This window comes from Noviherbaspirillum humi, from assembly GCF_900188095.1.
GTDB lineage: Bacteria > Pseudomonadota > Gammaproteobacteria > Burkholderiales > Burkholderiaceae_D > Noviherbaspirillum > Noviherbaspirillum humi.
In genome coordinates, this window is sequence record NZ_FZOT01000012.1 from 60,543 (window position 1) to 81,388 (window position 20,846).

The following is a 20,846-nucleotide window of genomic DNA, read 5'->3' on the forward strand; positions in this document are numbered from 1 at the left end:
TGCTTTTTCAATCGCGGCGGACCTAGCATGAAAATCAAATTTCAAATACAAACGCCGACGAGCAAACCGGCCCTTACGCTCGCTCATCTAATAAGTGAGCGCGCAGAAAAAACTTGTTTTGACGAAGTCTTAATCTCGGCTGCTTATGTGACTATCTCTGGAATTCGTTTATTAATGAATGGATTTTCCAATTCAATGCCCAGCAGTAGTAAATGGCTTATTGGTCTAGACGACTACATAACTCAGCCTGGAGCAATTGACACTGCGATGGCCATTCCTGGCGCAGAGGTTAAAGTAGTTTCGTATGCCGAACTGGGGCTGCGGTTTCACCCTAAAGTCTACATACTCCGTAAAAAGTCAAAGCCTAAGCAAACGCTGACAATATTAGGGTCCTCTAATTTAACATCGCAAGCACTTTCTAAAAATGGCGAGGCGAATGCGATTATTGACGCGGAGAACCAAGAAGATCTCCTGACTACTCAAGAGCTTTGGGATGCCCTCTGGAAGCAAGGCCACTCACCTACAAAGCAAGAACTAACTGCTTATAAGATTAAATATGAGGCGCAAAATGCTCGAAAGCCGAAGGCAGTCGTAGTTAAGCAGAAGCCAAAACCAAAGCCAGGAATGATTATTCTTTCGTCAGATGACGCAGAGTTGGATCCTACGCTAGCGAATGTTTGTTGGATCGAATGTGGATACATAACGGCCATGGGTCGAGAGATCGAACTAAAAGCTGAACAGGGTCTCTTCTTTGGCTTAAATCCCACAGGAGAGAAACCCAGAATATTCGATTTCATAGTCTCTTCTGGGAATAAAACACAACTTCGCTTGAAATTTCAAGCGAATCATATGTGGCGCCTGCAATTGACAAACGAGGTTCCGGAAGTGGCCTTGGGCCTCCGCCCCCGCCTTCGAGATGGGACACTCGGACGTTCTCCTTACGTAGCAGTCTTCGAACGAACCGATAAAAAATCACTTTTTCGCTTGCGCTTTATCGATCTATCATCTATGGAATTCAAAAAGCTTACACAGAAGTCCGGTCAGTTGGGAACTCTTGGAAAAACAGCAGCCAGACAGTACGGCTGGTGCTGATAACGGACAAAATATGCAACGTCTCGAATTAAACTGGATTGGAAAGAGCAACCGCCCTCTGCTTGAACCTCGGATTCTTCTCGAAGATTCCGAGAAATCCTATCACGCAGCTGTACGATATGGGGAAACGGATCAGTTCGATAATTCACTGATTTACGGCGACAACCTGCTTGCCTTGAAGGCCCTTGAATTTCAATACTCAGGAAAAATCAAGTGTGTATTTATTGATCCGCCTTACAACACGGGAAGCGCATTCGCTCAATACGACGACGGTCTTGAACATTCCATATGGCTTGGCCTCATGCGCGATAGACTTGAAATTATTAGGAGCCTATTGTCAGAGGATGGATCACTTTGGATATCAATAGACGACAACGAAGCACATTACCTTAAAGTTATCTGCGATGAGATTTTTGGCAGAACCAATTTTGTAGCTAACGTTGTTTGGCAGAAGAAATACACAATCGCAAATGACGCAAAGTGGTTGTCCGAAAATCATGATCACATATTAGTCTACGCAAAAGAAAAGGAACAGTGGCGGCCAAATAAGATGCCACGTACTGAGGAAATGAATGCTCGGTACAAAAATCCAGACAAGCATCCTAAGGGTCCGTGGAAGGCAACTCCTCTGCACGCAAAAAGTGGTTCAGAAAATAATAGAAATTTTTCCTTCACGTTCAGAAACGGGGTGAAATGGAGTCCTCCAGCGGGAACTTTTCCACGATTTTCCGAAGACACGCTAAGGCGGCTGGATACGGGCAATGAAATCTGGTTTGGGAAAGACGGTACGGCGGCACCGTCCAGAAAAACTTTCTTATCTGAGCTCTCAGACGAAGGAACTCCTTGCCCAACCATTTGGCTACATACAGATGTAGGGAATAATCATGAGGCGCGTGAGGAAGTAAAGGCATTCAATCCCACAAATCCCTTTGACACACCGAAGCCCGAGAGACTACTTCAAAGAATCGTTCATCTTGCAACCAATCCTGGTGACTTAGTGCTCGATTCATTTGCTGGCTCTGGCACGACTGGCGCTGTCGCGCACAAGATGGGTCGGCGCTGGATAATGGTCGAGCTAGGCGAGCATTGCCATACCCATGTCATTCCGCGACTCAAAAAGGTCATTGATGGCACCGATCGTGGTGGCATAACTGAAACCGCAAATTGGCAGGGTGGAGGTGGCTTTCGGTATTACAGGTTAGCACCAAGCCTGATAGTTAATGACCGATGGGGAAATCCTGTCATTAATCCTGAATATAATTCGGCGCAGCTGGCAGAGGCAATAGCCAAACTGGAAGGCTTTTCTTATGCACCTTCAGAGGTAAATTGGTGGGAACACGGTCGCTCAAGCGAGCGCGACTTCATTTATGTCACTACTCAGAACTTGTCGTCACAGCAGATACAGGCTCTTTTCGACGAGGTAGGCAGCGAAAGAAGCTTGCTTGTATGCTGTGCGGCTTTCCACGGAATTACAGCTGAAGAGGCGTCAGTACGTTGGCCAAATTTGACGGTGAAAAAGATCCCCAAGATGGTGTTGGCCCGCTGTGAATGGGGCCACGACGACTACAGCCTCAATGTAGCAAACCTGCCAATGGCCCAGTTAGAAAAACATGCGCCTGCAGCTAACTCTGCAGCACTTAAAAGCAAAAAATCTGTCAGAGCGAGCGCCGGGCAGGGTGGTCTGTTTGAAGAGAACGAAGAATGAACGCACGTGTCCTGAATGCTGTCACCGGTAGATTGTCTCTTCGGCCTCCACAAGCAGAATCTCTCTCGAAATTGGTGCATGCGCTTAAGGCCGCTCCTGATATGCTCAGTCACGAGCAGGACCTGGCGTCGATTCTCTCTACCCTAAAAGCAGAGTTTCCAACCCTTCAAGACTTCGAGCGAGAATTTCCATCGTTGTGCTTTGCTCTCGCTACCGGCGTCGGAAAAACCCGACTGATGGGTGCGTTCATAGCGTACCTTCATTTAGCACACGGCATCAACAATTTCTTCGTTCTGGCACCGAACCTGACGATTTACAATAAGCTGATTGCTGACTTCACGCGCAACAAGCCTAAATATGTTTTCAAGGGGATTGCTGAGTTTGCACTGCATCCACCGCTGATTATCACAGGCGACAACTACGATCAGACGGGTGCGGTGGTGCAGGATCAGACGATGAAATTAGGCAACGATGTGCGCATCAACATCTTCAACATCTCGAAAATTAATTCCGAAGTGCGCGGTGGCAAGGAGCCGCGCATCAAACGGATGAAGGAAGTTCTTGGAGATAGCTACTTCAATCATCTGGCTAACCTGTCAGATCTCGTGCTGCTGATGGATGAGTCACACCGCTATCGGGCCAGCGCTGGGGTTCGATCCATCAACGAGCTGAAGCCGCTTTTCGGCCTCGAGGTGACGGCGACGCCTTTCGTAGAATCCACGCGCGGTCCCGTGCCATTTAAGAACGTGGTGATGGACTACCCATTAGCACGTGCAATGGAAGACGGCTTCGTAAAAGAGCCCGCCGCTGTTACTCAGCGCAATTTCGACGCTAAAGCTCACACGCCCGAAGAGATCGAAAAGATCAAATTGGAGGATGGCGTTCGCCTGCATGAAACAACCAAAGTGGAGCTACTGACATACGCCCGCGAGAATAGCGTCAAGGTTGTGAAGCCGTTCATGCTCGTGATAGCGCGTGATACTACTCATGCAGCGCAACTTTTGGCGCTTCTAGAGTCAGATGCCTTCTACGATGGGCGCTATCAGGGTAAGGTGATTCAGGTCGACTCCAGCCGCACGGGCTCAGAAGAGGAGGACATGATCACTCGCCTTCTTGCGGTGGAGAACGTCGACGAGCCGACAGAGATAGTCATTCACGTCAACATGCTGAAAGAGGGCTGGGACGTTACTAACCTCTACACTATCGTGCCGTTGCGAGCGGCCAACGCTCGCACGTTAATTGAACAGTCTATTGGTCGCGGGCTGCGTCTGCCTTACGGCAAGCGAACGGGCGTCGCTGCGGTTGATCGTCTCAACATTGTCGCACATGACAAGTTTCAGGAAATCATCGATGAGGCCAACCGGGGTGATTCACCAATCCGGCTGAAGCAGGTAATCCTCGAAGCGTCGGGCGCCGACGACAAGAAGGTAAGCGTCCATGTTGGTTCGGGTTTGATGACCCGACTCGGGCTTGCGGATGTGCCCTCCATCGTAAGCGCCCCAGTCAACGTAGGCACGGCCCTGAGCAGCCCCGCTCCTCCACCAATTTTCGCAACCGAAGGTGAACGCGAAGCCGCTCGCGTCGTGATGGACGTTATAGGGCGATACGAGGTTAAGCGTGATTTTGTACCCACCAGCAGCGCACTGCTGAACGCAGAAGTGCAAGCGGCAATTCTTGCCGAGGTTACGGAACGTCTTAAGCCTGCACAAGGTGAGTTGCTGACAGGCGTTGGTGACGGAATTGCTGAAATCAATCTATCAGCGGTGGTTTCGAAGACCACCGAGATCGTCGTCCAGCAAACTATCGACATTCCCCGGATTGTAGTAGTGCCGACTGGCGAAGTCACTACGGGCTTCCACCCGTTCAAGCTCGACGTAGCTCAGTTGCATCTCCAACCGGGTGAACGCGAGATCGTCATTCATAACCTACACACCAACGAGCAAGACACCTTGGCGTCGGAAGTTGGCCTCAAAGAGCAGCGGCTGGAGGACTACATCGTCCACGCACTAGTGGACTTTGATGACATCGACTACTTCACGCACGCAGATCTACTTTATGACCTCTCGGGACAAATGGTGCAGCACTTGCAAGGATACTTATCAGAAGCAGAAGTCAGAGGCGTGTTAGATCGGGATCGCAGATTGATCGCCCGCGAAATTCGGACGCAGATGATGGCACACTTCTGGGAAGAGGCAACGGAGTACGAGGTGAAGGTCAGCCGAGGCTTTACAGAGCTCAAGCCGTGCAACTTCACTGCCACTGCAGGACAGACGGCACAACACTTCCGGGAAACCGTTACCGAGCTTGGGCGGATCAAGCAGATGCTGTTCAGCGGCTTCGCGCGTTGCCTTTATCCGTTGCAGAAGTTCGACTCCGACACGGAGCGGCGCTTCGCCGTCATCCTGGACCGCGACGCTGCGAAGTGGTTTAAGCCTTCTAAGGGCCAGTTCCAGATTTACTACAAGATGGGCAGTGAGCAGCCGGAGTATATTCCTGACTTTGTAGCAGAGACGGAAGCGTCCAAGTTCATGGTAGAAACAAAGGCAAGAACCGATATCAATACTCAAGAGGTCCGGGCAAAAGCTGGCGCTGCTGCACGCTGGTGCACGTACGCTTCAGATCACGCAATGGCGATTGGCACCAAGCCTTGGCGGTACTTGCTTGTGCCGCACGACGAGATAGCCGAATCGAAACGGCTCACCGATTTCCTGCGCTTTGAAGTGAAGATGTGACCAGATCCGGTATCAATGCCATCGTAACGTACAACGATACGTGTAGGTACTTAACTAAATCTAAGGGAGCTCCGACGACAGTTGTTCTAAGAGCCTGTTTGAAAACAAGCCAAAGGTGAAAGATCTTTGCATCACCTTGAGATGCGGCGCAATAGGCTTTCGGCAAAGAGCGAGAATCCGCAAATCCATTGCGCTATTTCGCTTCCTTGAGCCGTTTTCAAACAGGCTCTAATCGCCCGCATGGAGTCGCAGCGAAGTTAATACGCATTTCTCTCGGTATGCGCTTAAAGAAAAACGTCCGACAGCCAAAACCTCTTTTAATTTTGTCTTAAAAGAAGAGAAACATGAATTTCCTAGAACCCGTCCTTGCGCGCTGCACCGACAGAACAGTGCTTGCCAAAGAAAACCCTGTTTTACCCAGCCCTCAGTCGATCCTTTCAAACGATTTTCTATCGGAACAAAATCTCATAGGTGTGAGCTTTGATTATTTCATTGATTGGACCTCGAACCAGCTAAATAAAGACTTTTGGCTCAAATGCCCATTTGAATCAACGATCACGGGCGACCTTTCACACTTAAGTGATGACGATATAACACATGGTCTTCGCGGGCATCAAAAGTTTATGGAGCTTGTTGCGTTTTCGTCGGCAAACGCATGTTCCGCATCTGCAATAGTTTTTGATGATTGTCATTGCTGGAATGATGAGGAAACATCCTCGATCATAATCGCCCGGTGGCCTAAAGATCCGCAAAAAAAGAAGGGTCTGGAAATTTCGAGACTTCGTCTGTCCCAGGTTAAGGAATTAATCAAATTTCGATCCGGCGGTCCGTTTCCCATAGGGAAGAAAGGACTGCAATATGGCACCTCGTGTCTAGAATGTCATCTCTCAAAAACTGACGCCCTTTGGCCCGGAGATGTGGATTTATTGCTGTGTGGAAAATCCTCGATGAAGCCAATAGCAATTATTGAGTTAAAAAAACATACAGAAAGCTCAAAAAAGAATTTTCGACAGCAAAAGCTTTCAAACTATTATCCGGGTGAAGACGGGCCGAAATATGATCGATTAGCTCTTCTTTCTCAACAAATCAGCCCGGGTAGAAAGATAAAAATTTTCACCTTGTATTACTCCACCCTTCGTTCCGAGTTAAGTGTGAGGCTCGAAGAGATCGTGGGTACGTTTGGATCGTTGATTGGTCAGCAGCAAACTTCTTTCAACATTACTGTTAGAGACCCGGTGAGTGGTTACCGAAAGGTAATAGAGGAGATAGCTAAGCATTCGAACTAATTTCCGCATCTCCCAGGGCAACATTCATATCCGACGAGCATTAAATGAGCGATGAGAAACTACTTCCAAAAATAGGCGACAAACTGATCCACAACTTCAGGAAAAGGGAAGGTTGTATAACTGCGGAGGTGATATCAGTTGACGCGAAACGAGGTAACGTGACCTTAAAAATTGGTCAGGAGATTTATTCCTCGTTGTCTTCTGCAGCTCAAGCTATTTCAGGACACGCCAATAATGGATGGACGTATTGGGGCTTAAAAAAGCAGAAGCCGAAAAAGCAGAAGCCAAAAAAGCAGCGGGCGCGATAAATATATTTTAGCCGTGCGTCAAACGTCGGCTTGGGCACAGCAACATGCTCCAGATAGGCCCCCACTACATCGAATTGATTGCTGGAGTTGTTTTACGAGGCCTCTTGAGCGGAGAGTACGGGAGGTAGAGAAAGGTGTCCTTGATGGCGGCCCCTTAGACTCACGCACAACTAACAACGCCTAATGCATAAAAACGATTCGGATCTCTGACCTAGAACGTGACGGGCTAGGACATCCACCCCATGATTAGCCGACTCGCATAACTGCCCGCGGCCTGACGAGAGCCCTTATCCTAGACTATCTAGAGTTGAACGTAGGCAAGGTGCTACTGCTCGGCAAGTGGACGTGCAGTGTTTACCATGGACAAACCGTTGTCGCCATCGATGGCTTATGGACATGCCACTGGAAAGTGGTTTTTAGTCCCCTTTGCCAGCTTTGTTGCCTGCGGCCTAAAGCCTAGGCTTATGGTCTGCCGATCTAGGGCTGTCTACATTCTACGTATGTTTATTGGCGCAGGGGATATGGGCTGGACGCTCGATTCTCTGCTTGAAGAATGAGACTCGCAACCCAAGTTGAAAGCCATCCAAAAAAGCTACACAGTGCCTACACCGGTCGAAAATGAGAAAAGGCTTACAGCCCGCTAAAGCTGTAAGCCTTTGATTTTTATGGTGCCGGCTGCCGGATTCGAACTGGCCACCTGATGATTACAAGTCAACTGCTCTACCAAATGAGCTAAGCCGGCATAAAACCTGAATGTCTATTATACGTTATTTGACCCGGGTAAGCGTAGGCCGTCCGCCGCCCTTTTTGGGGGGATCGGGGTTGTCATTTCCAGACTCGTCGCTTGGCGCAGCCGCCTCCGCAGTCGGAACGGCGGACAGCGTCGCGCCTCCCTCGCCGTCTTCCTTTTCCTGCTCGGCTACCGACGTGGCAGTCGCCGGCGGCGCTACTTCAAAAGCCATGCCCTGCCCGTTTTCACGGGCATAGATGGCGACGACGTTTTCCACCGGGATGGAAATGTCCTTGGCCACGCCGCCGAAACGGGCGCTGAAACTGATGACCTCGTTTTCCATCTTCAGGCCGCTGGTGGCGGTGAAGCTGATGTTGAGGACGATTTCGCCGTTCTTGACGAATTCCCGCGGCACGCGGGTCCTGGCGTCGACCATGGCGGCGAGATAAGGCGTGTAGCCGTTATCGGTGCACCATTCGTAAATCGCACGCAGCAGATAGGGTTTGGTGGAAATTTCAGACATGTTGAGAGCCCATGATGGAGCGGTGCTTCACGCCTGTCCCGCCGGAAAACATGCGGCGGGACAGACATGGCGCCATCAGCGGCGCATGACTTTCTCGGACGGGGTCAGCGCTTCGATATAGGCCGGGCGGGAGAAGATGCGTTCTGCATACTTCATCAGCGGCGCGGCAGTCTTGGAGAGCTCGACGCCGTAGTGGTCGAGGCGCCAGAGCAGGGGCGCGATCGCCACATCCAGCATGGAGAACTCGTCGCCCAGCATGTACTTGTTCTTGAGGAAGAGCGGCGCCAGCGTGGTCAACCGGTCGCGGATTTCTAGGCGCGCCTTTTCCTGCGCCTTTTCGGCACCCTTGGACTTGTCGTTCTCCAGCGTATGCACGTGAACGAACAGCTCTTTCTCGAAATTGAACAGCATCAGGCGGGCACGGGCGCGCATCAGCGGGTCGGCCGGCATCAATTGCGGATGCGGGAAGCGCTCGTCGATATATTCGTTGATGATGTTCGACTCGTACAGGATGAGATCGCGCTCGACCAGGATGGGTACCTGGCCGTACGGGTTCATCACGGAGATGTCTTCCGGCTTGTTGAACAGGTCGACGTCGCGGATTTCAAAATCCATGCCTTTTTCAAACAATACCAGTCGGCAGCGCTGGGAAAACGGGCAGGTGGTGCCTGAATAGAGAACCATCATTTGGTAGTTCCTTAGAAACAAATAGGGTGAGACGCTTCACGGCTCACCCTGGTGATACGGAATTCGGTTAATGGCAGATGCGGCTTACTTTACATCTTTCCAGTATGAGGCGTTGAGGCGCCAGGTCAGGAACAGGAAGCCGCCCAGGAACAGCAGCACCCAGACACCGAGGTGGCGGCGGGTATTCTGCGCCGGTTCACTCATCCAGTCGAGATAGCTGACCAGGTCGGCGACGGCGTTGTCATACTCCAGCTGCGACATCGTGCCCGCCTTGACCATCTCGAACTTCTCGAACTTGTGCACCGATTTCGAAGGATCGTGCGGATCCTTTTCCTCGACGAACTTGGCGCTGCGCACGCCCTGCAGATCCCACATCACATGCGGCATGCCGACGTTGGGGAAGACCAGGTTGTTCCAGCCGGTCGGACGGGTGTCGTCCTTGTAGAAGGTCCGCAGGTAGGTGTACAGCCAGTCGGTACCCGGGCCGGCTTCGGAGGACTTGGCACGGGCGATCACCGACAGGTCGGGCGGCGTGGCGCCGAACCAGTCCTTGGCATCCTTGGTCGGCATGGAAACCTTCATCAGGTCGCCCACCTTTTCCGTCGTGAATAGCAGATTGTTCTTGATCTGGTCTTCCGACAGGCCAATGTCCTTGAGGCGGTTGTAGCGCATCGCAGATGCGCCATGGCAGTTCAGGCAATAGTTGACGAACAGCTTGGCGCCATGCTGCAGGGCGGTGATGTCGTTGGTGCGCGGTGCCAGGTGGTCGAGCGGAAAACCGTCTTCGCTCGCCAGGGCCAGCACGGGAACAAACGCAACAGCCGCAATCAGTTTTTTCAGCAATTTCATGTTTGTCTTATCCCTTGCGGCTTAGTGCGGCTGGAAGGTTACACGGCTCGGCACCGGCTTGAAGCTGCCCATGGTGCTCCACCACGGCATCAGCAGGAAGAACCCGAAGTAGACGAAGGTGCAAATCTGCGAAACCAGGGTACGGGTCTCGGTCGGCGGCAGGATGCCCAGGTAGCCCAGGATCAGGAAGCAGACGCCGAACAGGAGATAGACATACTTGTGCCAGGTCGGACGGTAGCGGATGGAGCGCGCCGGGGAATGATCCAGCCACGGCAGGCCGCCCAGGATCAGCACCGATACGCCCATCAGCACCACGCCCCAGAATTTGGCATCGAACACGAACATGCCGATGATGGCGGCAACGCCGACCGCCAGCGCCACAATCTTCCAGAAACCGGCCAGGCGCGACTTCAGGATCAGCAGCGCCACGTAGGCGGCGGTGCCGGCGGCAAGCCAGTACATGAACTGCGACGTCGTGGCGCGGAGGATGGAGTAGAACGGCGTGAAGTACCAAACCGGCGCGATGTGCGGCGGGGTCTTCAGCGGGTCGGCGGGGATGAAGTTGTTGAACTCCAGGAAGTAGCCGCCCATTTCAGGCGCGAAGAACACCACTGCGGTGAACACGATCAGGAAGATCGAGACGCCGAAGATGTCATGCACCGTGTAGTACGGGTGGAACGGGATGCCATCCATTGGGATGCCATTGGCGTCCTTGTTGGCCTTGATCTCGATGCCGTCCGGGTTGTTGGAACCGACTTCGTGCAGCGCGATGATGTGCGCGAACACCAGGCCGACCAGCACCAGCGGAATGGCGATGACGTGGAAGGAGAAGAAGCGGTTCAGGGTGGCGTCGGACACGACGTAGTCGCCGCGGATCCAGAGCGACAGGTCCGGACCGATGAACGGGATCGCGCCGAACAGGTTGACGATCACCTGGGCGCCCCAGAACGACATCTGGCCCCACGGCAGCAGGTAGCCGAAGAAGGCCTCGGCCATCAGCGACAGGAAGATGGCGACGCCGAACAGCCACAGCAGTTCGCGCGGCTTGCGGTAGGAGCCGTACAGCAGGCTCTTCAGCATGTGCAGGTAGACCACGATGAAGAAGGCCGAAGCGCCGGTGGAATGCATGTAGCGCACCAGCCAGCCCCAGGGCACGTCGCGCATGATGTACTCGACCGAGGCGAAGGCCAGGTTGGCGTCCGGCTTGTAGTGCATCACCAGGAAGATGCCGGTGACGATCTGGATCACCAGCACCAGCAGCGCCAGCGAACCGAACATGTACCAGAAGTTGAAGTTCTTCGGCGCGTAGTATTCGGAGATGTGGGCGCGCCAGGTGGCCGACAGCGGGAAGCGGGCGTCGATCCAGGCCAGGGCCTTGCTGCCCTCGGCGGGCACCGGGGTGGGATTGGGCTTGTGGGAAGTCGCCATGATTACGCCTCGCCTTTCTCGTCTTTGCCGATCAGGAGCTTGTTGTCGCCGAGGTACATGTAGCGCGGGACCTGGAGATTGTCCGGCGCCGGCTTGTTCTTGAAGACGCGGCCGGCGAGGTCGAAGGTCGAGCCATGGCAGGGGCAGAGGAAGCCGCCGGCCCAGTCGTCGGGCAGCGACGGCTGAGGACCCGGCTGGAATTTGCTCGACGGCGAGCAGCCGAGATGCGAGCAGATGCCGACGGCGACCAGCACGTCCGGCTTGCGGGAACGGTATTCGTTGCGGGCGTATTCGGGCGTGAGTTCGTCCGGGTTGCGTTCCGACTTAGGATCGGCCACGGCATTGTCCGTCTTCTTCAGCGACGCCACCATCTCCGGCGAGCGCTTCAAGATCCAGACCGGCTTGCCCCGCCATTCGACGGTTTTCATCTCTCCCGGCCCCAGGCCGGCAATGTCAACTTCTACCGGCGCGCCGGCGGCCTTGGCCCGCTCGGACGGCTGGAAGGTGGAGACAAACGCCCCTGCAGTAGCCAGGCCAGCCACACCGCCCGCCGCGCAAGTTGCGACGAGCAAGCCGCGCCGGCCGGAATCGACCTGCTTTTCATTACTCATACCAACCCCAATCAGTCAAAATGCGAAATCTGCTCGAAACTACCGTCAACCTTAAATTATATCTGACGAAGCTGTTGATTCAAAGGGAATACATTCTTTCCATCCACTCTTGACTGAACGGGGTGGCGAAGGCGTGACAAATCAGCCCGGGCAGCGCCATTGCGAGGGGGGAATGGAGACGAGACCGGTCGATTCCGGACATGGCCGAGAATGATCCGCCGGTGGAAACGACCATTGCCCGGCAAGCCGCATCAGAGCGCCGGGCGAATGAGGAAGGAAAAACTGCGTGGTGTCGGCTTGCGCTTAACGCGCCATGCGCTCCATCTGCAGCAGACCGCGCTTGTGCGCTTCGAACACCGCCTCGCCGCGCGAATGCACCGCCAGCTTGGAGTAGATGTTCTTGATATGCGTTTGCACCGTGCCCACCGACACCGACAACTGGCGCGCGACTTCGTTGTAGCTGTCGCCGCGGGCGATCAGATCGAGGATGGCGGATTCGCGCCGCGTCAGCGCCCCGATGGCCGGCAAGCTGGGCGCGGCCGGCTTCTTCCCGCCGCGCACCTTGTCCAGCACCATGCGGGCGATTACCGGGCTCATCGGCGCCCCGCCGGCGCGCAGGTCGCGGAGGAAACGGGCGATATCCAGCCGCTCCGCATCCTTGAGGACGTAACCGGCGGCGCCAGCCTCGATGCAGGCCAGGACGTTTTCCTCGTCGCTGGATACGGTCACGACCATGATGTCGCATTGAGGCTGGGCCTTGACGCAGGCCTTGATCACATCCAGACCGGAACCGTCCGGCAGACCGAGATCGGCGAGGAGTACGTCGAACCGGTTCCGGGAGAGCAGGTCAATCGCCTTGGCCTTGGTATCGGCGGTCAGCACCTGCAGATTGCCATCGCTTTCCAGTACGGCGCAAAAGGCATCTCGTACATCGGGATCATCTTCGACAACCAAAACATGCATACGGCGAGGCGAAACGGTTGGTTCCATGATTTTCCTCAATGCAAATTGTTTCCCCCATGATATAGCGCATCAGAAACTTTTCATCAAGTCTTTTCTTATACCGGATTAAAAATATCGATGAAGCGATGCTCGATTCCGAAATTCTGTGCAAGATGCTCGCCTACCGCCTGTACGCCGTAGCGTTCGCTTGCATGATGGCCGCAGGCGATATAGGCAGCGCTCGCCTCCCGCGCCAGGTGCACGGTCTGCTCCGAGATTTCTCCGCTGAGATAGACGGACGCGCCGGCGGCCAGCGCGTCTTCCATGTAGCCTTGCGCGGCGCCGGTGCACCAGCCGATGCGGCCGAGCGGCTGAGCGGGATCGCCGATCACCATCGGCTCACGCGCCAGCCGGCTTGAGATTACCTTGGCAAGATCGCCAACCGTCTTCACCGCCGGATCGCCCGGCGTGCCGAGCCAGCCGATATCGTTCTCGCCGAAGCGGCCGTCGGCGGCCAGCCCGAGCCGCTTTGCCAGCTGGGCGTTGTTGCCGAGTTCCGGATGCATGTCGAGCGGCAGATGATAGGCGAACAGATTGATGTCATGCGCCAGCAGGCGCTTCAGACGCGCATGCTTCTGGCCGACGATGCGGGCATCCTCGCCGCGCCAGAAATAGCCATGGTGGACCAAAATGGCATCGGCGCCGGCCTCGATGGCCGCATCGATCAGCGCCAGACTGGCGGTGACGCCGGTGACGAGACGCCTGATTTCCGGCTTGCCTTCGACCTGAATGCCATTTGGGCAATAATCGCGAAAACGGGTAATATCGAGCACTCTGGCCAGGTAGCCGGCCAGCTCCGCCCGCTCCATCGTTCCTTGATTCATTCACATTCCTTTATGCGACGTCTCTGGTTGTTGTTTGCGCAAACCGTCACCGTGGGTTTGGCGGTCTGGTTCATTGTAGCGAGCCTCAAGCCCCAGTGGATCGGCGACCGCAGCCGCAGAACGCATCCCGGGGCCAGCCCCATCGCGGTGGCGGAAGCGCCGGCACATGCCTCGCCTGGTCAGGGCTCTTACCGCGAGGCGGCGAAGCGGGCCATGCCGACGGTGGTAAACATCTTCACCACCAAGGGTCCCAGCCGGCCCAAGAATCCTTTCATGGACGACCCGGTGTTCCGGCGCTTCTTCGGCGACCAGCAGGAAGACAAGCAGTTCAGCCTCGGTTCGGGCGTGATCGTCAGCCCGGAAGGCTTCATCCTCACCAACAACCATGTGATCGAGACCGCCGACCAGATCGAGGTGGCGCTGGCCGACGGCCGCAAGACGGTGGCAAAACTGGTCGGCAGCGACCCCGAGAGCGATCTGGCGGTCATCAAGATCAATATGTCCAACCTCCCCGCCATCACATTCGGCCGCGTGGAGCAGGCCCAGGTGGGCGATGTGGTGCTGGCCATCGGCAACCCGTTCGGCGTGGGCCAGACCGTCACCTTCGGCATCGTGTCGGCCTTGGGCCGCAATCATCTCGGCATCAACACCTTCGAGAACTTCATCCAGACCGACGCTGCCATCAATCCCGGCAATTCCGGCGGCGCGCTGACCGACAGCAACGGCAATCTCATCGGCATCAATACCGCCATCTATTCGCGCAGCGGCGGCTCGCTCGGCATCGGCTTCGCCATTCCGGTGAGCACGGCGAAGAACGTGATGGACGCCATCATCGCCAACGGCCAGGTGATTCGCGGCTGGATCGGCGTCGAGCCGCAGGACATCACCCCGGAACTGGCGGACAGCTTCGGCCTCGGCCGCAAGTCCGGCGCCATCATCGCCGGCGTGCTCAAGGGCGGCCCTGCCGAGCGGGCCGGCATGCGCCCCGGCGACATCCTGGTGGCGGTCGAAGGCAAGCCGGTGAACGACACCACCGACATGCTCAATACCATCGCCCAGCTGACGCCGGGGCAGAAAGCGCGCATGACGGTGCTGCGCAAGACCCAGGAGTCGACCCTGGATGTGGTGGTCGGCAGACGGCCCCAACCCAAGCGGGACCCACGCCAGCAACAGGAAGAGGAATGAGGAAGCGGCGCAATGCACGTACGTGATTTGATCGGCTACCTCGGCGAACTCGCCGAAAACAACAACCGCGCCTGGTTCGTGATGAACAAGCCGCGCTACGACATCCTGCGCGCTGAATTCCTGGAACTGGTGGTGCGGCTGATCCGCGAGATCGGAAAGTTCGATCCTGCCGTGGCTGACTGCAATCCGAAGAAGGCGCTGTTCCGCATCAACCGCGACATTCGCTTCTCCCACGACAAGAGCCCGTACAAAACCTATTTTTCAGCGGCCATCACCGCCAGCGGCCTGAAGAAGCCGAGCCAGGGTGGCGGCCCGTCCTATTATTTCCATATCGATGCGAATGGCACGCTGCTGGTGGCCGGCGGCGAATACATGCCGCCGCCGGCGCGCTTGAAGGCGATACGGGAGCGCGTGATCGAGGATGCGGCCGGCTTCGGCAAGATGCTGAAGAACAAGCGCCTGAAGCAAACCTATGGCGACCTGCAGGAGGAATGCAAGCTCAAGCGCCTGCCCAAGGGTTTCGAGAATGCCGAGGTCCATCCCGAATATCTCAAGCTCAAGAGCTTCATCGTCTGGACCGAGACCAGCCTGAAGAACAAAAAGCCGGACGACCTGGCGGAGCAGATCGTGTCCGGCTTCCGGGACAGCCAGCCCTTGGTGAACTGGCTCAGGGAAATTCCGCTGGCTTGAGCGCCTGCCGACGCAATGCGCAATTGCGCAATTATGCCGTCTCTTCTTCTGGCGCCCGCGTTGCACGGGCGAAGATCGGCGCCACCAGCAATCCCACCTCGTACAGCAGGCACAGCGGCAAAGCCAGCAGCATCTGGCTCATGATGTCCGGCGGCGTGACGACGGCCGCCACCACGAAGGCGGCGACGATCACATAGGGCCGGATTTCCTTCAGCTTGTCGATCGACACCAGCCCCATGCGCACCAGCACAATGACCACGATCGGCACCTCGAAGGTGACGCCGAAGGCGATGAACATGGTCATCACGAACCCGAAATAGCTGTCGATGTCAGGCGCGACCGACACCGATTTCGGCGCGAATTCGTTGACGAACTTGAACACCACGCCGAAGACGAAGAAATAGCAGAAGGCGACGCCGGCGATGAACAGCAGCGAGGACGAGATCACCAGCGGCGCCACCAGCCGCTTCTCGTGCGTGTAGAGGCCGGGCGCGACGAAGGCCCAGGCCTGGTACAGCACCCAGGGCAGCGCGATGACGAAGGCCACCAGCAGCGTCACTTTCACCGGAATGAGGAAAGGCGTGATGACGCCGGTGGCGATCATGTGGCTGCCTTCCGGCAGCGCCGACATCATCGGCTGCGCCAGCAGGTCGTAGATGGTGCCCGCCCAAGGCATCAGGCAGACGAAGACGAGAATGATCGCCACGCCCGCCTTCATCACGCGGTTGCGCAGTTCGACCAGATGCGAGATGAAGGTGTCGGTCGCACCCGATGCTTGTTGGTCTTCGGTCATGTCAGTGGAAGGATTTGCGCGCCATGCCGGCGGGACGGAACTTGGCCACGCGGGCGGCGCCGGAGATCACGCGGGTGCGGCGGCCGTGCTGGTGCTTGTACCAGGCCGGAATGGCGGAGGTGCGCGCCAGCTTCTTGCGGCGGAAGTCCTTGGCCTTCACCGCCGCCTGGTCAGGCGTCGGCGGGCTGGCCAGCGGATTCGCATCGTACTGGCTCACCGTGGCCGGGTCGTCCCAAGCGCTGTTGAAGCCGGACTCTACGTCGGACATGTTTTCGCGCACCGTCTGCTCGACGTTGGAAGCCGCGTCCTGCATGTCTTTCTGCATCTTGCGCAGCTCTTCCAGCTCGATCTCGCGGCTCACCTCGGACTTGACCTCGTTGATATAGCGCTGCGCCCTGCCAAGCAAGGTGCCGGCCATGCGCGCCACCTTGGGCAGGCGCTCCGGGCCGATGACGACCAGGGCAACGACCCCGATCAGCGCGAGTTTTGAAATGCCAAGATCGATCATGTGAAGGGAAGAAACCGGGCGGGAAGCGGGCCGGCACGCTCAGCGGCGCGGCCCGTGCGGGGACGTTCAGCTCTTGGACTTTTCCTTGGCTTCGACGTCGATGGTGGACTTGTCGGCGACCTGCGAAGGAGCGGCCGGGCTGGCGGATTTCTCCTCCTCGCCCTTGACGCCATCCTTGAAGCCCTTGACCGCCTTGCCGAGGTCGGAGCCGATGTTGCCGAGCTTCTTGGTGCCGAAGACCAGCATGACGATGACCAGCACGATGAGCCAGTGCCAAACGCTAAACGAACCCATTTCTTTCTCCTAAGAGGCTTGCGCCCTATTTGCCTGATGCTTGTTTCTGTCTCCGCGCCCGCAGTAATGCATCGTGCGAGGCGGATGACGACTGATTAACGCTGACCGCGCCAGGGTCGCGGTCCGCCGATGACGTGAATATGCAGATGGTACACCTCCTGGCCGCCGTCCGGTCCGGTATTGACCAGGGTTTTGAAGCCGCCGCTGCCACTGCCATCCTCGCTGGCATAGCCGCAACCCTGCTCAGCCGCCAACTTCGGCGCCAGCAGCATCATTTTACCCAAGAGCGCAGCGTGGCTTTCGTCGCAGGACGAGAGCGCCGCCACGTGCTGCTTCGGCACGATGAGCAGGTGCACCGGCGCGGCCGGATTGATGTCGTGAAAAGCGATGACATCGTCGTCTTCGTACACCGGTTTCGTCGGAATCTGTTTGGCGGCAATCTTGCAGAAGATGCAGTTGTCCATGTCTCCGTCACCCTTCGTTCTGTGGTTTGTTTGAAAACGGCCGCGTCAGTCCTCGGCGTTGCGTCCGGCCGGCTTGCGGCTGGCCTTTTCCTCGATGCCGGAAACGCCTTCGCGGCGCGCCAGTTCCGCGATCACATCCTGCGGTTTCAGATCGAATTGCGCCAGCAGGACCATGGAATGGAACCAGAGGTCGGCGCATTCATACAGCACCTTGGACTTGTCGCCGCCGGCACGCGCATCCTTGGCCGCCATCACCGTCTCGGTGGCTTCTTCGCCGATCTTTTTCAGGATGGCATCGTCGCCCTTGGCAAACAGGCGGGCGACATAGGATTTCTCCGGATCGCCGCCGTTGGCCGGCTTGCGGGATTCGATCACTTCCGCCAGGCGCTGCAATGTATCGCTCATGTGTTTGTCCGATGCTTTCAGGAATCGTTCCGACGCTGCCTGGCGTCTACTTGTAAATGCTTTCGGGATCCTTCAGCACCGGCTCTACCGACTGCCATTCGCCGTTCTCGGCGCTGCCCTCGAACTTCTGGAAAAAGCAGGAATGGCGGCCCGTATGGCAGGCGATGCCGCCGGCCTGTTCCACCTTCAGCAGCACCACATCCTCGTCGCAGTCGAGCCGGATGTCGTGCACCTTCTGTACATGGCCGGACTCCTCGCCCTTGTGCCACAGCTTCTTGCGCGAGCGGCTCCAGTACACCGCCTCGCCCAGCTCGACTGTCTTCGCCAGCGCCTCGCGGTTCATCCAGGCGAACATCAGCACGTCGTTGGAGCCGACCTCCTGGGCAATCACCGGCACCAGGCCGTGCTCATCCCACTTGATCTTGTTCAGCCACTTGTCCTTGAGGCTCATGCCAGCCTCATCGGAATGCCGCGCTCGGCCATGTACTGCTTGGCTTCCTGCACGGTGTGCTGGCCGTAATGGAAGATGCTGGCCGCGAGCACCGCATCGGCGCGGCCTTCGGTGACGCCATCGGCCAGGTCCTGCAGGCCGCCGACGCCGCCGGAAGCGATCACCGGAATGGCGATGGCATCCGACACCGCGCGCGTCAGCGCCAGGTCAAAACCGCTCTTGGTGCCGTCGCGGTCCATGCTGGTCAGCAGGATCTCGCCCACGCCCAGGCTTTCCATTTTCTTCGCCCATTCGACCACGTCGAGGCCGGTCGGCTTGCGGCCGCCGTGGGTGAAGACTTCCCACTTGCCGTCGCCGGTGCGCTTGGCATCGATCGCCACCACGATGCACTGGGAGCCGTACTTGTGGGCAGCGTCGTAGACCATCTGTGGATTGGCCACGGCGGTGCTATTGATGCTGATCTTGTCGGCGCCGGCATTGAGCAGGCGGCGCACGTCTTCCACCGTGCGCACCCCGCCGCCCACCGTCAGCGGAATGAAGACCTGCGACGCTACCGCCTCGATGATGTGCAGGATCAGGTCGCGTTCATCGGAGGTGGCGGTGATGTCGAGGAAGGTCAGTTCGTCGGCGCCCTGCTCGTCATAGCGGCGAGCGATCTCCACCGGATCGCCGGCGTCGCGCAGTTCGACGAAATTGACGCCCTTGACGACGCGGCCGGCGGTCACGTCGAGGCAAGGGATGATGCGTTTTGCCAGGGTCATGCTTGGTCTTCTTCCGCCTGCTGCTCGTAGCCGCTGAGTTCGTCGGCGCGCTGCTGGGCATCGGCGAGATTGAGCGTGCCTTCGTAGATGGAACGGCCGCAGATCACGCCTTCGATGCCCTCGTCCTGCACCGCGCACAGCGCCTCCACATCCTTGATGGTGTGCACGCCGCCGGAGGCGATGACCGGGATCGTCATGCTCTGCGCCAGCTTGACGGTGGCGTCGATGTTGACGCCGCCCATCATGCCGTCGCGGCCGATGTCGGTATAGATGATGGCTTCGCAGCCATAGTCCTCGAATTTCTTTGCCAGGTCGATCACCTCGTGGCCGGAGAGCTTGCTCCAGCCGTCGGTCGCAACCTTGCCGTCCTTGGCATCCAGGCCGACGATGATCTGGCCGGGGAAGGCGCTGCAGGCATCGTGCAGGAAGCCGGGGTTCTTCACCGCGGCGGTGCCGATGATGATGTAGGACAGGCCGTCGTCGAGATAGCGCTCGATGGTGTCGAGGTCGCGAATGCCGCCGCCGAGCTGGATCGGGATCTCGTCCACGTTGTTGTCGCGGGCGAAGTCGCGCATGGCCTTGATGATGGCCTTGACCGCGGATTCGTTCTTCGGCTTGCCGGCGAAGGCGCCGTTGAGGTCAACCAGATGCAACCGCCGGGCGCCCTGCGCCAGCCAGTGCCGCGCCATGTCGGCGGGATCCGGGGAGAAAACCGTGGCCTGGTCCATATCGCCCTGTTTCAGGCGCACGCATTGACCGTCTTTGATGTCGATGGCAGGAATGAGCAGCATGGCTGGGTTAGCAGTGTGGTTGGTTGAGGAGGGTGGAGAAGCGGGCGACTAGCATTTGTGAGATCGAATTACGGATTCCAGTGTACAAAATTCTTGTAAAGCTGCAGGCCGGCGGCCGCGCTCTTTTCCGGGTGAAACTGGGTGGCGAAGATGTTGTCGCGGCCGACCACCGAGGTGAAAGCACCGCCGTAATCGGTTTCGCCCAGCGTGTGTCGGCCGAGTTCCGGCACGGCGTAATAGCTGTGCACGAAATAGTAGTAGCTGCCGTCCGGGATGCCTTCCCAGAGCGGATGGGCGATGGTCTGGCGCACCCGGTTCCAGCCCATCTGCGGCACCTTGAAGCGCGAGCCGTCGTCCTGCACCCGGCCGTCGAGGCGGAAGCGCACCACCTTGCCCGGCAGCAGGCCGAGGCCGGGCACGTCGCCCTCCTCGCTCCAGTCGAACAGCATCTGCTCGCCGACGCAAACGCCGAACATCGGCTTGCTGCGGGCGGCTTCGATCACCGCTTCCTTCAAACCTGACTGCGCCAAGCTGCCCATGCAGTCGCGCATGGCGCCCTGCCCCGGCAGCACGATGCGGTCGGCGGCGCGGATGTCCGCGGCGTCGCTCGAAATCCGGATGTCCGCTTCCGGCGCGACATGGCGCAGCGCCTGCGCGACGGAGCGCAGGTTGCCCATGCCGTAATCCACTACAACGATTTTATTCATTTCAGAAAACCAGATGCCCC

General features: G+C 57.2%; 23 protein-coding genes and 1 tRNA gene. 7 read left to right on the forward strand and 17 right to left on the reverse strand.

Annotated elements, in window-relative coordinates; translation table 11 throughout:
* Nucleotides 1–27 precede the first annotated feature (27 nt).
* From CHB88_RS16285 to CHB88_RS24635, 5 genes are all read left to right on the forward strand, one after another.
* Nucleotides 28–1,092 carry a phospholipase D-like domain-containing protein gene (locus tag CHB88_RS16285; protein ID WP_176442515.1) on the forward strand — a complete coding sequence of 355 codons (1,065 nt, stop codon included), beginning with the start codon at nucleotides 28–30 and terminating at the stop codon, nucleotides 1,090–1,092.
* Entirely contained in the window at nucleotides 1,055–2,797 is a 1,743-nt protein-coding gene (locus CHB88_RS16290; RefSeq protein ID WP_425436114.1) for a site-specific DNA-methyltransferase, read from the forward strand. Before CHB88_RS16285 ends, CHB88_RS16290 begins: the two co-directional genes overlap by 38 nt.
* A complete protein-coding gene (locus tag CHB88_RS16295) occupies nucleotides 2,794–5,529 on the forward strand; it encodes a DEAD/DEAH box helicase (protein WP_089400401.1) in 2,736 nt (911 codons plus the stop codon). The genes CHB88_RS16290 and CHB88_RS16295 overlap by 4 nt, the downstream gene beginning before the upstream one ends.
* 344 nt (nucleotides 5,530–5,873) lie before the next feature.
* A complete protein-coding gene (locus CHB88_RS24630; protein ID WP_143131323.1) occupies nucleotides 5,874–6,815 on the forward strand; it encodes a hypothetical protein in 942 nt (313 codons plus the stop codon).
* A 44-nt stretch (nucleotides 6,816–6,859) separates the two neighbouring features.
* Complete coding sequence (locus tag CHB88_RS24635) at nucleotides 6,860–7,123, forward strand: DUF4357 domain-containing protein (RefSeq protein WP_143131324.1); 264 nt, start codon at nucleotides 6,860–6,862, stop codon at nucleotides 7,121–7,123.
* 666 nt (nucleotides 7,124–7,789) lie between these two features.
* On the opposite strand, the gene CHB88_RS16300 is transcribed toward CHB88_RS24635, so the two are convergent.
* The 8 genes from CHB88_RS16300 to CHB88_RS16335 all read right to left on the reverse strand — a co-directional run bounded on the left by CHB88_RS16300 (nucleotide 7,790) and on the right by CHB88_RS16335 (nucleotide 13,777).
* Nucleotides 7,790–7,865: transfer RNA gene (locus tag CHB88_RS16300), tRNA-Thr, on the reverse strand.
* A gap of 25 nt (nucleotides 7,866–7,890) precedes the next feature.
* Entirely contained in the window at nucleotides 7,891–8,376 is a 486-nt protein-coding gene (locus CHB88_RS16305; RefSeq protein ID WP_089400402.1) for a ClpXP protease specificity-enhancing factor, read from the reverse strand.
* Between the two features lie 75 nt (nucleotides 8,377–8,451).
* Entirely contained in the window at nucleotides 8,452–9,063 is a 612-nt protein-coding gene (locus tag CHB88_RS16310) for a glutathione S-transferase N-terminal domain-containing protein (protein WP_089400403.1), read from the reverse strand.
* 84 nt (nucleotides 9,064–9,147) lie between these two features.
* A complete protein-coding gene (locus CHB88_RS16315) occupies nucleotides 9,148–9,912 on the reverse strand; it encodes a cytochrome c1 (RefSeq protein ID WP_089400404.1) in 765 nt (254 codons plus the stop codon).
* A gap of 21 nt (nucleotides 9,913–9,933) precedes the next feature.
* Nucleotides 9,934–11,340: a cytochrome b gene (locus CHB88_RS16320; RefSeq protein ID WP_089400405.1), complete on the reverse strand. Its 1,407-nt coding sequence runs from the start codon at nucleotides 11,338–11,340 to the stop codon at nucleotides 9,934–9,936.
* Nucleotides 11,341–11,342: 2 nt separating this feature from the next.
* On the reverse strand, nucleotides 11,343–11,951 hold the full coding sequence (gene petA, locus CHB88_RS16325) for a ubiquinol-cytochrome c reductase iron-sulfur subunit (protein WP_089400406.1): 609 nt from the start codon (nucleotides 11,949–11,951) through the stop codon (nucleotides 11,343–11,345).
* A gap of 303 nt (nucleotides 11,952–12,254) precedes the next feature.
* Nucleotides 12,255–12,941 (reverse strand): response regulator, encoded by a 687-nt coding sequence (locus tag CHB88_RS16330; protein ID WP_089400407.1) that lies wholly within the window; start codon nucleotides 12,939–12,941, stop codon nucleotides 12,255–12,257.
* Between the two features lie 68 nt (nucleotides 12,942–13,009).
* Nucleotides 13,010–13,777 (reverse strand): Nif3-like dinuclear metal center hexameric protein, encoded by a 768-nt coding sequence (locus tag CHB88_RS16335; protein WP_089400408.1) that lies wholly within the window; start codon nucleotides 13,775–13,777, stop codon nucleotides 13,010–13,012.
* 12 nt (nucleotides 13,778–13,789) lie between these two features.
* Between CHB88_RS16335 and CHB88_RS16340 the strand changes: the two genes are divergently transcribed.
* Both CHB88_RS16340 and CHB88_RS16345 read left to right on the forward strand, forming a co-directional pair.
* A complete protein-coding gene (locus tag CHB88_RS16340) occupies nucleotides 13,790–14,962 on the forward strand; it encodes a Do family serine endopeptidase (RefSeq protein ID WP_089400409.1) in 1,173 nt (390 codons plus the stop codon).
* A 12-nt stretch (nucleotides 14,963–14,974) separates the two neighbouring features.
* Nucleotides 14,975–15,652, forward strand: a complete 678-nt coding sequence (locus CHB88_RS16345) for a DUF2461 domain-containing protein (protein WP_089400410.1) — start codon at nucleotides 14,975–14,977, stop codon at nucleotides 15,650–15,652.
* A gap of 31 nt (nucleotides 15,653–15,683) precedes the next feature.
* On the opposite strand, the gene tatC is transcribed toward CHB88_RS16345, so the two are convergent.
* The 9 genes from tatC to hisH all read right to left on the reverse strand — a co-directional run bounded on the left by tatC (nucleotide 15,684) and on the right by hisH (nucleotide 20,826).
* Nucleotides 15,684–16,445 carry a twin-arginine translocase subunit TatC gene (gene tatC / locus CHB88_RS16350; RefSeq protein ID WP_089400411.1) on the reverse strand — a complete coding sequence of 254 codons (762 nt, stop codon included), beginning with the start codon at nucleotides 16,443–16,445 and terminating at the stop codon, nucleotides 15,684–15,686.
* Between the two features lies 1 nt (nucleotide 16,446).
* Nucleotides 16,447–16,953: a Sec-independent protein translocase protein TatB gene (gene tatB / locus CHB88_RS16355; protein ID WP_089400412.1), complete on the reverse strand. Its 507-nt coding sequence runs from the start codon at nucleotides 16,951–16,953 to the stop codon at nucleotides 16,447–16,449.
* 66 nt (nucleotides 16,954–17,019) lie between these two features.
* Nucleotides 17,020–17,247: a Sec-independent protein translocase subunit TatA gene (gene tatA, locus CHB88_RS16360; protein WP_089400413.1), complete on the reverse strand. Its 228-nt coding sequence runs from the start codon at nucleotides 17,245–17,247 to the stop codon at nucleotides 17,020–17,022.
* 95 nt (nucleotides 17,248–17,342) lie between these two features.
* Entirely contained in the window at nucleotides 17,343–17,711 is a 369-nt protein-coding gene (locus CHB88_RS16365; protein WP_089400414.1) for a histidine triad nucleotide-binding protein, read from the reverse strand.
* A gap of 45 nt (nucleotides 17,712–17,756) precedes the next feature.
* Nucleotides 17,757–18,116, reverse strand: a complete 360-nt coding sequence (locus tag CHB88_RS16370) for a phosphoribosyl-ATP diphosphatase (protein WP_089400415.1) — start codon at nucleotides 18,114–18,116, stop codon at nucleotides 17,757–17,759.
* 46 nt (nucleotides 18,117–18,162) lie between these two features.
* Nucleotides 18,163–18,567, reverse strand: a complete 405-nt coding sequence (gene hisI / locus CHB88_RS16375; protein WP_089400416.1) for a phosphoribosyl-AMP cyclohydrolase — start codon at nucleotides 18,565–18,567, stop codon at nucleotides 18,163–18,165.
* Nucleotides 18,564–19,328, reverse strand: a complete 765-nt coding sequence (gene hisF / locus CHB88_RS16380) for an imidazole glycerol phosphate synthase subunit HisF (RefSeq protein WP_089400417.1) — start codon at nucleotides 19,326–19,328, stop codon at nucleotides 18,564–18,566. The genes hisI and hisF overlap by 4 nt, the downstream gene beginning before the upstream one ends.
* The gene (hisA, locus tag CHB88_RS16385) at nucleotides 19,325–20,119 is read right to left on the reverse strand and encodes a 1-(5-phosphoribosyl)-5-[(5-phosphoribosylamino)methylideneamino]imidazole-4-carboxamide isomerase (RefSeq protein WP_089400418.1); all 795 of its coding nucleotides are present in this window, start codon (nucleotides 20,117–20,119) and stop codon (nucleotides 19,325–19,327) included. The genes hisF and hisA overlap by 4 nt, the downstream gene beginning before the upstream one ends.
* Nucleotides 20,120–20,187: 68 nt before the next feature.
* Nucleotides 20,188–20,826: an imidazole glycerol phosphate synthase subunit HisH gene (gene hisH / locus CHB88_RS16390; protein WP_089400419.1), complete on the reverse strand. Its 639-nt coding sequence runs from the start codon at nucleotides 20,824–20,826 to the stop codon at nucleotides 20,188–20,190.
* Nucleotides 20,827–20,846 lie beyond the last annotated feature (20 nt).